General features: G+C 58.0%; 11 protein-coding genes and 1 pseudogene. 4 read left to right on the top strand and 8 right to left on the bottom strand.

Features of this window, described 5'->3' with window-relative positions:
• The first annotated feature begins 255 nt into the window (after positions 1-255).
• From ACROHD_RS20440 to ACROHD_RS20430, 3 genes and pseudogenes are all read left to right on the top strand, one after another.
• Positions 256-666 (top strand): thermonuclease family protein, encoded by a 411-nt coding sequence (locus tag ACROHD_RS20440; protein ID WP_432680295.1) that lies wholly within the window; start codon positions 256-258, stop codon positions 664-666.
• 486 nt (positions 667-1,152) lie between these two features.
• Positions 1,153-1,653 (top strand): DUF805 domain-containing protein, encoded by a 501-nt coding sequence (locus ACROHD_RS20435; RefSeq protein ID WP_432680294.1) that lies wholly within the window; start codon positions 1,153-1,155, stop codon positions 1,651-1,653.
• Positions 1,654-1,716: 63 nt separating this feature from the next.
• Positions 1,717-1,863, top strand: a pseudogene (locus tag ACROHD_RS20430) (transposase); the annotation flags it as partial.
• Between the two features lie 11 nt (positions 1,864-1,874).
• On the opposite strand, the gene ACROHD_RS20425 reads toward ACROHD_RS20430, so the two are convergent.
• The 8 genes from ACROHD_RS20425 to ACROHD_RS20390 form a co-directional block, all read right to left on the bottom strand.
• Positions 1,875-2,324 carry an MBL fold metallo-hydrolase gene (locus ACROHD_RS20425; protein ID WP_432680293.1) on the bottom strand — a complete coding sequence of 150 codons (450 nt, stop codon included), beginning with the start codon at positions 2,322-2,324 and terminating at the stop codon, positions 1,875-1,877.
• A 76-nt stretch (positions 2,325-2,400) separates the two neighbouring features.
• On the bottom strand, positions 2,401-3,936 hold the full coding sequence (locus ACROHD_RS20420; protein WP_432680292.1) for a glutamate synthase-related protein: 1,536 nt from the start codon (positions 3,934-3,936) through the stop codon (positions 2,401-2,403).
• 6 nt (positions 3,937-3,942) lie between these two features.
• On the bottom strand, positions 3,943-4,560 hold the full coding sequence (locus tag ACROHD_RS20415) for a protein-methionine-sulfoxide reductase heme-binding subunit MsrQ (RefSeq protein WP_432680291.1): 618 nt from the start codon (positions 4,558-4,560) through the stop codon (positions 3,943-3,945).
• Positions 4,557-4,949, bottom strand: a complete 393-nt coding sequence (locus ACROHD_RS20410) for a hypothetical protein (protein WP_432680290.1) — start codon at positions 4,947-4,949, stop codon at positions 4,557-4,559. Before ACROHD_RS20410 ends, ACROHD_RS20415 begins: the two co-directional genes overlap by 4 nt.
• A gap of 257 nt (positions 4,950-5,206) precedes the next feature.
• A complete protein-coding gene (locus tag ACROHD_RS20405; protein ID WP_432680289.1) occupies positions 5,207-5,575 on the bottom strand; it encodes a hypothetical protein in 369 nt (122 codons plus the stop codon).
• 114 nt (positions 5,576-5,689) lie between these two features.
• Positions 5,690-6,250 (bottom strand): hypothetical protein, encoded by a 561-nt coding sequence (locus ACROHD_RS20400; protein WP_432680288.1) that lies wholly within the window; start codon positions 6,248-6,250, stop codon positions 5,690-5,692.
• A gap of 47 nt (positions 6,251-6,297) precedes the next feature.
• Entirely contained in the window at positions 6,298-6,714 is a 417-nt protein-coding gene (locus ACROHD_RS20395; protein WP_432680287.1) for a nuclear transport factor 2 family protein, read from the bottom strand.
• Positions 6,715-6,846: 132 nt separating this feature from the next.
• The gene (locus ACROHD_RS20390) at positions 6,847-7,149 is read right to left on the bottom strand and encodes a DUF2218 domain-containing protein (protein WP_432680286.1); all 303 of its coding nucleotides are present in this window, start codon (positions 7,147-7,149) and stop codon (positions 6,847-6,849) included.
• 95 nt (positions 7,150-7,244) lie between these two features.
• On the opposite strand from ACROHD_RS20390, the gene ACROHD_RS20385 reads away from it, so the two are divergent.
• A complete protein-coding gene (locus ACROHD_RS20385) occupies positions 7,245-8,129 on the top strand; it encodes a LysR family transcriptional regulator (RefSeq protein WP_432680285.1) in 885 nt (294 codons plus the stop codon).
• Positions 8,130-8,617 lie beyond the last annotated feature (488 nt).

The raw sequence follows: 8,617 nt of genomic DNA, 5'->3' as shown, positions 1-8,617 counted from the left end.
TGGCGCGGTCTTTGCGCGGCATAAGGGACAGCCATACTGCCCTTGGAGAGACTGGTTCGCATTCGTCTGGCAGCACCGCCATTCATCTCAAGTAAGTTACTGTAAATATTGATAAATCAGTATTTACCCCTGAGACATTCCCCCACTCGTTCCCCCACTTTGAGTTTGTTGCTCGCCTTCGCTGTCGTTAACCTTGGTTAACAAGCCCCCCATCAACGTCTACGGTTGGCATGGGCAATAGCGCTGGGGAGAATCATGAGAGACGTGCTTGGGGCGGCGATATTCATCTTGGCACTTGCTTGCGGGCCTGCGAACGCAATTGGCATGTGTGGCTCCGGTCCGAGGATCAACTGTATCGTTGACGGAGATACTTTCTGGTTGAACGGCGAGAAGTTCCGCGCGGTGGGCTATGATACGCCTGAAACGACAACCAACCTATGTGGCGGCAACGCTGAGCGTCAGCTTGGACAGCAAGCATCGCGCCGGTTGATGCAATTATTCAACGAAACCCAAATCACCCTGCTGCGACAGGGGGAGGACCGATATGGGCGAACGCTTGCAGTGGTTCGATCCGACGGTGTGAATGTTGGCGACATTCTTATCGGAGAGGGCTTGGCGAGAAGCTGGCCCGATGGGTGCGAGTTCTGGTGTGGGGCCTGTCAGTAGGGAATTCTGGCTGGGTTATCGGCTTGCGGCTTCCCTAGTGCCAAAATCTCCATATTGTGAAAACGAGAAATTGCCTTCCCCCTCCGGTCCTTGGGCCGTGGGCTACAAAGCTTCAGATACCCCCCCTTCCGGGATAGGTGCGACGCTTGACTATGCGCTTTACGTTCAGGTCTACGAGCTTCGGGAGCCGAATCCTTTGACTTCAGATGAGGGCGCTGAGCCGCCGTTTCACACAAGCCTTGGTGTCTGAAATGCTCAGATAGCACCCCCTTCAATGTCAGTACCGACTAGCGTGATGAAACGCCAGGACCGGCCCGGAGCCGACCTTTGCCGTGAGGTCGGACGCCGCATCGCAGCTCCACCGAAGCGGCCATTCACGCATCGTGCAGCATTTTCGAAGGGTGAAGGTCCGCAGCGCGGGACGGAGCAGATGTTGATTTCAAAGTTCAGTCACTTCATGCATAGTGCTTCAAAGGAGAACAGGATTTGGGATTTGTTGCTGCCGCAAAAAGTTGTATATTGAACTCTTATAAATACTCGGGGCGAGCTTCGCGGTCAGAGTTCTGGTGGTGGTTTCTTATTTTCATCGTCTTGGTAGTTGTCCTAGGATTAATAATGACCTTTTCGCCTAGAGATTGGGACGATGCATCCGCTTTTTGGACCGCAGCCTTCATTTTATTTTATCCGATGGCTTTCTTGCTAATACTTTGGATACCGATAGCTCTAGCTGTCGGCTCACGGCGTTTGCACGATATGGATCGATCCGCGCGGTGGTGTCTCTTGCCCCTCGGCTTAATTGGGTTTGGAGTTTTATTTTTCTTCTTCGCCCTAAATCTTGCTTTTGGCGGCCCGTCTTTGGAGACTGCAGCAAATGTCATGGGAATTTGCGGCCTTGCTAGTTTCGCCGCAGCTATTGGCTCTACTGCGTTTCTCTCAGCCGCGGGTTCACCCGGCACAAACCGATTTGGCGACGCCCCTAGTGTCTAGGGTCAGGATGCATTGATTTTCCTGTAGAGGTCTGATTCACGGCTCCCAAAACGGAGCGGTGATATGAGCGATCTTTACTGGCTGAGCGATGCGCAGATGGCGAAGTTGGAGCCTTTCTTTCCCAAATCCCACGGCAAGCCGCGTGTTGACGATAGGCGCGTGTTGAGTGGCATTATATTCATCAATCGCAATGGGTTACGGTGGCGGGATGGCCGCTGTGGTCATGTTCTGGTTATGAATCCTGACCCTAGCGTGAATTCGGTCTGTTCCCCTTCCCAGACGACGCTTGCGCGGGTCGTGTCGGGACCGGGATTCGCCTCAAGATATTCGTCGGCAAAACGATGCATCACGGTCTGCGCACCCTCGTCCAGAAAGACCTGACCGCCGCTGGAATGGTCCCAATGGTTATGGGTGTGAAACGCATAGCGGATCGGCAGGTCAGTGACCTCGCGGATCGCCGCCAGCATGGCTTGGGAGTGGCCGGTATTAAAGGTTTCGAACACCGCGACGCCTTCGTCGGTCACCATGAACATCGAATGCGCATTGCCCTGACCGAAACTGTAGAAATTCGGCGCCAATTCGTGCACATATCCTTCCTGCGCAGAAGCAAGGGCGGCACTCGAAAGCAGGATCGCGGCCGCAGCCAGCGCGCGTCGAAGAAGAAGTCTCATTTTAGTCTCTCCTGTAGTGGTTGTGGTTCGGCGTGGGGTACGGATCTTGGGGCGGGGTCCGGCAAGGGGCCGCCGCCTAAAGGGTTGCGCCGGCAAAGGTAATCCCGCTCAAATCGGCCATCTCGCGTTTCCATGTGGACAGGTCGCCCTGCCGGAAGCCCGACAGGCTGTCATAGCCGCAGGCCCGGGCAAGCACCTGCATCAGTTCCACCGATGCGCCAAAGAAACGCGCCAGTTGTTCGGCCCCACGCTGCACGTCAAGGCGGCGGCGCAATTCGGGCTTTTGCGTTGCCACACCAACCGGGCAATTGTTGGAATTGCACATCCGCGCGGCGATGCAGCCCACCGCCTGCATGGCGGAATTCGACACTGCAACTGCGTCGGCACCAAGGGCCATGGCCTTGACGAAATCCTCGGCCACCCGCAGGCCGCCGGTGATGACCAGCGTCACCTCGCGCCCGGTCCGTTTGTCCAGATGCCGCCGCGCACGCGCCAGCGCCGGAATAGTGGGAACTGAGATGTGATTTCGGAAGATCAGTGGAGCAGCCCCGGTGCCACCGCCACGACCGTCAAGAATGATGTAATCGGCACCGGCCTCGAGCGCGAAATCAATATCATCCTCGATGTGATTGGCCGACAGCTTGAACCCGATAGGTATACCGCCCGAACGTTCACGAACCGCGTCCGCCAGTTTCCTGAAATCAGCGGGGGTGTGCAGATCGGGGAAAGTCGCAGGCGAAATTGCCGCCTCGCCCACTTTCAGCCCGCGCACTTCCGCGATCTTGGCGTCGACCTTGTCGCCGGGCAAATGACCGCCGGTGCCGGTCTTGGCCCCCTGCCCTCCTTTGAAGTGGAACGCCTGAACATGTTCGACCTTGGCAATGTCCCAGCCGAACTTGGCCGAGGCCAATTCATAGAAATAGCGCGAGTTTTCGGCGTGCTCTTCCTCCAGCATGCCACCTTCGCCGGAACAGATCCCGGTCCCGGCCATTTCGGCGCCGCGTGCGAGTGCTGTCTTTGCCTCTTGCGAGAGGGCGCCAAAGCTCATGTCCGAAACAAAAAGCGGGATATCGAGCTTCAGCGGTTTTACCGCCCGGGGCCCGATCGTGACCGAGGTCGCAACCGGCACGTTATCCAGTAGCGGCTTGCGGGCCATCTGGGCAGCGAGGATCTGGATATCGTCCCAATGGGGCAGGTCCTTGCGCGGGACGCCCATGGCCCCCATCTCGCCGTGATGCCCCAGCTTGCTCAGCCCGTCGCGGGCCAGTTCGTGGATGCGGGCAACGGTGGGCTCTTCGGGTGTCGCCCGGGCAGCAGGGACGTCGGATTTCGGTTCCGGGGATGGGTCGCCAACTTCCTTGTCACCCAGTTGCGCATGGGTGCCGTCGCAGAAGGGCCGGTTGGCCGTCCCCTTGCAGCGGCACAGCGCCGATTTGCCGGTTTTTGACGCGGTGAATTTGACCGGGTTCAACCCCGTTCCCGCGTGGGACCCATCGCAAAAAGGCTGGTTACGAGATCGCCCGCAGGCACACCAGAAATAGGTCTTTCCGGCCTCGAGATCGACCATCGCTGGCGATTTGGCGGCAATAATCGGTACGGTCTTTTCTGTCATGGTAGCCTATCCTCTTAATCTGAGGCGGGGGCGGAAATTCCAATACCAAACGCGGTAGGCCTCCAGTAGGCCAAGCGGCACGAAATGTATCAGTGCGGGGCCTGCTCCGCCCCAATCATGCAGCGCCGCCCAGTGGACGAGCGTCAGAACGGCCGCGCCATAGGTCCAACGCTGAAGCTGTTTCCAGCGCGGCCCCATTCGGCGGACGAAATAATCCATCGAAGTTACCGCAAGCGGGATGAAGATCAAGAATGCGACCCAGCCGGTCCAGATATAAAGACGCGGCAATTGCGCGACCGCGCCGGCAACGCCCTGAACATCGATCAGGTAGAACACGGTGTGCAAGAACGCATAGCCAAAGGCCGCAACGCCGAAGTAGCGGCGGTTTTTCTTGAGCCATTGCGGGCCACGCCATCCCTTGAAGAGCAGGGTCAGCGGCGTGGCCAGCATGGCAATGATCATGAATCTTGCCGAAAACTCTCCGCTTGGATGCAGGAGCTCTTCGTAGACTTCGGGCCCAGTCGCCGACCCCAAGGAGGCCATGAACCCCGCAGCCGGAAGGGCCAGAAGGGCCCACAGCCAGTAGGGCGAGATCGCGGACCGGAAAGTCATTGCCGGGGTCATGCTGACACCGGTTTGCGCCAGACCAGATAGATCGACAGCGCGCCGAGTGCTGCAAAGACCAACCCGCCGATAGCCGCGGCGACCGGTCCACCCAGCAACCCCATCAGAATGGCGTCATGTCCGTTCATGACCATCATGCCGAAGGCACCGATCAGCACCAGCTCGCGCTGACCGACAACCGCCCCGATCAGCGCGATAAGGATCAGCGTCAACTGACGCCCAAGAAACGCGCCGGCCGTCTGGCCAAGCGACAGGGCATCACCCGTGAGGGTTGTCAGGCCCGGGTTCATCGTCGGGTTGCCATAGGCGGGAATGGTTGCCGCCGCCATGGCCAGCGCCATCAATCCGATCAGGATCCGTGGCAGCAGGAAATCCTTGTGAAAGGTCATATTGGTATCCTTGCGGTAAGAGGGATGCGCCAAAGCACTATGTTGACCCGCCGTCCAATTAGTTGCTTGATCTGCGAGTCAGCTGCCGAGTGTCGGATTGCGATGGAAGCAGATTGCGAAGCGGATTTGCCAGATCGAAGTCATGGTTGGGATTTCCGGCAGGCGGTGTTGGTCAGATGTGAAAATGAGCCGCGCAGTTGCGGAAACGCTGATTCAGGGAGTTGCGGAGAACGAAGAGTTACAGCGGCACATGACAACTACCTCGTTTGGACGGCCCGATAGCTGTACCAGAGGGCGACAAGTTCGAGAGCTATGAACGGCGCGAACCCAAGTACCATCCCCACGCCTGGATCTGGCATAGAGAGTACTTCGATCAAATCGCTGATCTCCTTGAAGACGGCGCAAGTGAAAACGATCAGGTACCCAATTTGGCTTCGGTAAGTGATCGCCAGGATGCTTCCGACAGCAATACCAAGCTGCCGTCCACCCCAGCCAATCGAGTGAGTTTCCATCAGGCCCTGACCAATCATGGCTGGAACGCCAAGACCAATTCCAACCGCCACAATCAGCATCAGGAACAGGCTTACCCAGATCGGTATTCCTTCGACCTTTACCTTGCCTATCATCTTTCAGGTATCCTTCTCACTTATGGCATGCGGCCTTGGCCTGACCTCGGGTCTTCCCGTCAATTTGCGGCGCGGCACCGGAGGCGTCCGGCACCGCACCCCTTTTGGATGAAATCAGAAATTCACCGTGATCGACCCGCCATTGGCACTGATCGTGTTCAGATCGGTTCCTTCACCAATGGTCAGCAGGATCCCGCCGTTTTCGAACGTGTATTCGGTCGGGAGGCCGTCAACGAAGGCACCAGCGGCGATCACCTGGGTGCCGGGTGCGATGATCTCGACAGTGGCGGCAAAGCCTGCATCGGTCGACGCCGCGATCTCGGCAGAGGTAACGGCCTGATCGAACGCGAAGTAATAGCGGTCGAAAGTGGTGCCGTCATATTGGGTGATCATCAGGTTTTCCAGACGCGCAACCAGCGTCATGGTCACGGAATTGGCGGTGAAGTCGACATCGTAGGTGCCGAATGCGAAACCGGCCAGTTCCACGCCATCGCCGATGGCGACCGGTCCTTGGGAATCGACGGCCATCATTACGCCGCCGGTCGCCTGGCCGTTTTCGAAGAAGTTGACCGCCTGGGTCGCGTTACTGGCCATATCGGCCGCCGCCGGGCCGGCAAGCGCCAGCAACACACCGGAAATCAGACCGGCGCTGAGTTTATTGGAAGTCGTCGTCATTGGGAGTATCTCCTGACACGTAAAAACCGGTGAAGTAGTCGCTGGCCTTAGGCCCGGCCGTGATAGGCTTGGCTGACGGCAAAGCTGTCTTCGAACCAGTGCCAAAGGACGACCTGCCCATCGCGAACCTTGGCGCGCAGGGCGAAGGTGAAATCGCCGATTTCCTGACCGGAATGGGTGGTGACTCCGTTCATGATGCCAAAAACGGCGACGGTATCGCCCGAGGCAAAGGCGTCGGTGTTTTCCCACCGGGTGGTCTGCAGGTTGGACGAGAACACACCGAGAAACTCGAAAATTGCCTCTTTGCCGACGGTTTCGCCGATCCAGGGCAAGCTGGAATCGCCCTCGTTGTGCCAGACCATGTCATCTGCCATCAGGGCCGACATGGCCTCCATATCGCCGCCGCCCATAGCGCCCATAAAGGCCATGACGGTGTCAAATGTCGCTTGGGTTACTTCATCCATGGTTTGTGCTCCTGCGTGTTTTGCAAGGACCAACGCCAAAGCGGCGCCGGCGGTGGTTTTCATAAGGGTTCTGCGATTCATCTCTGGGGTTCCTTTCAAATTGGGCTGTCTGGGTGATGGCCCGAAGCGGAGTCATCCGTTTTGCGGCTCTGTTGGTGTCCTGCTCCAGTCCAGTTCGGGGTTTTCCCGAAAGGCGAAGCGTTCAAGGTGGCGGGTTATGATCTGCGCCAACTGGTCGAGCCGCCGGGGATCATCCGCCGAAACCTGTAGGGTGAGCTGATCCGCATCCGCAGCCAGATCGCACCGGCCGAACGGGAATTTCACCCGGCCAGAGGTCTCGTCGCATTGGGCTTCGACCTTGCGGCCAAAATGGTGGCACAGCGCCTTGAGGTACCGGCTGGCCCGGTCTGTTGCGAAAGTTGCGGTCGCGTTCATTTCCATGTCCTTGTCTGAGTAAAAAGACACTAGCGCCGCGTTATTGTTTTGAATATTTACTGATTTCAGATGCAATCGTTCGGCTGGACGGAACAATGATCGACCACCTCAGACAGATGGCCATTTTTGCAAGGGTGGTGGACCTCGGGTCGTTCCGGGCGGCGGCCAAGGATGTTGGCTTGGCCCCTTCGCGCATCAGTGAGACAGTCTCGGAGCTTGAGGAATTTCTTGGCGTCACCCTGCTTTATCGCTCCACCCGAAAGATCGCTCTGACCAGCGAGGGGCGCATATTCTACAACCGGGTCGTGGATATGCTTCGTAGCGCCGAGGCCGGGCTGAACGATTTGAACGCGTTATCCTTGGAACCCGTCGGTGCCTTGCGGGTTTCAATTCCTGCCTTCATGGCCTCTGGTCCAATTTCAAACGCGATCGGGGAATTCGCCCGCCGCCACCCCAACGTCGCGTTTTCGGTGGCCTATACCGACAATCGCGTTGGTCTGATTGAGGACGGGTTCGACCTTAATATCCGCGTGGGATGGCTGGACGACAGTTCCATGATGTCGCGCAAACTGGGTCAGGGGCAACGCACCCTTGTCGCCGGAACCAGATATGCCGAACAGCGTGCGCTGCCCCGCAGACCCTCGGACATGGAAGATTGGGACTGGATCCGTTTCAAGAACCGCCCCGACACGACCAAGTTCACCACGCTGGACGGCCAAACCGAGAGCGTCACGGGAAACGCCCAGATCGAGGCCGACAGCATCGAAGCCGTCTACCATTTCGCCACCCAGAACCTTGGGGCCACGACCCTGCCCTCATTCCTTGCCGATCGCGGCGTGGAGGCCGGGCATTTCGTCCGACTTCTGCCGGACTGGCATCTTAGGCCGCTCGGGATCTTCGCGGTCTGGTCCGACACGTCACGACGCGAAAGCCTGACCCTGATGTTCGTCCGATTTCTCGCCGCACAGGATTTGTGTTGAGTCCGGATATTCGGGCAAGAAAGAGCCCTGTAGCGCAACGCCTGTCGAACTGGCGCGTCAGCGATCCAAATTAGTGCGTCACGGACGCTCGCGAATACCTGACCGGGGATCTGCCTTTCTACTACACAAGGAGATCACGCTCATCGCTAGAAGCACAGACGCCCGATCAGGCATATCTCAACGCAACGCGACCAATGCTAGTGGCGGAGTAAAAGAGCGGAGAATCCACCTACGAAGCGGTCCAAACGAACCGAAACACTTTGTTCGAAGAAGTGGGTATGACGCACAGCACCCGATTGGTACAACCGAGACGTCGATTAGGGCATTCCATGGCCAACTGTCGGAAGATGTTGAAGGCAGCCACCGTTCTCGCTTTCGCTTGTTCGACGTCAGATATTGTTAGCCCACATCGGCTCTGTCAGAATAACATGCCTTGAGCCCGCAGCGGCCGGCCGGTAGCGTTCGTTCATGACGAAACCCAGTCCTTT

Origin of the sequence: Nioella aestuarii (genome assembly GCF_050896395.1) — a bacterium.
Taxonomy (GTDB): Bacteria; Pseudomonadota; Alphaproteobacteria; order Rhodobacterales; family Rhodobacteraceae; genus Nioella; species Nioella aestuarii.
Note: the sequence above shows the minus strand (reverse complement) of the source record. Positions and strands in the feature narration are given on the sequence as shown.

What these genes read in the sequence shown, in the direction of transcription:
- ACROHD_RS20440 (WP_432680295.1), top strand. Translation starts at nt 256, where the DNA reads ATGAGAGACGTGCTTGGGGCGGCGATATTCATCTTGGCACTTGCTTGC.
- ACROHD_RS20425 (WP_432680293.1), bottom strand. Translation starts at nt 2,324, where the DNA reads ATGAGACTTCTTCTTCGACGCGCGCTGGCTGCGGCCGCGATCCTGCTT.
- ACROHD_RS20420 (WP_432680292.1), bottom strand. Translation starts at nt 3,936, where the DNA reads ATGACAGAAAAGACCGTACCGATTATTGCCGCCAAATCGCCAGCGATG.
- ACROHD_RS20415 (WP_432680291.1), bottom strand. Translation starts at nt 4,560, where the DNA reads ATGACCCCGGCAATGACTTTCCGGTCCGCGATCTCGCCCTACTGGCTG.
- ACROHD_RS20410 (WP_432680290.1), bottom strand. Translation starts at nt 4,949, where the DNA reads ATGACCTTTCACAAGGATTTCCTGCTGCCACGGATCCTGATCGGATTG.
- ACROHD_RS20405 (WP_432680289.1), bottom strand. Translation starts at nt 5,575, where the DNA reads ATGATAGGCAAGGTAAAGGTCGAAGGAATACCGATCTGGGTAAGCCTG.
- ACROHD_RS20400 (WP_432680288.1), bottom strand. Translation starts at nt 6,250, where the DNA reads ATGACGACGACTTCCAATAAACTCAGCGCCGGTCTGATTTCCGGTGTG.
- ACROHD_RS20395 (WP_432680287.1), bottom strand. Translation starts at nt 6,714, where the DNA reads ATGGATGAAGTAACCCAAGCGACATTTGACACCGTCATGGCCTTTATG.
- ACROHD_RS20390 (WP_432680286.1), bottom strand. Translation starts at nt 7,149, where the DNA reads ATGAACGCGACCGCAACTTTCGCAACAGACCGGGCCAGCCGGTACCTC.
- ACROHD_RS20385 (WP_432680285.1), top strand. Translation starts at nt 7,245, where the DNA reads ATGATCGACCACCTCAGACAGATGGCCATTTTTGCAAGGGTGGTGGAC.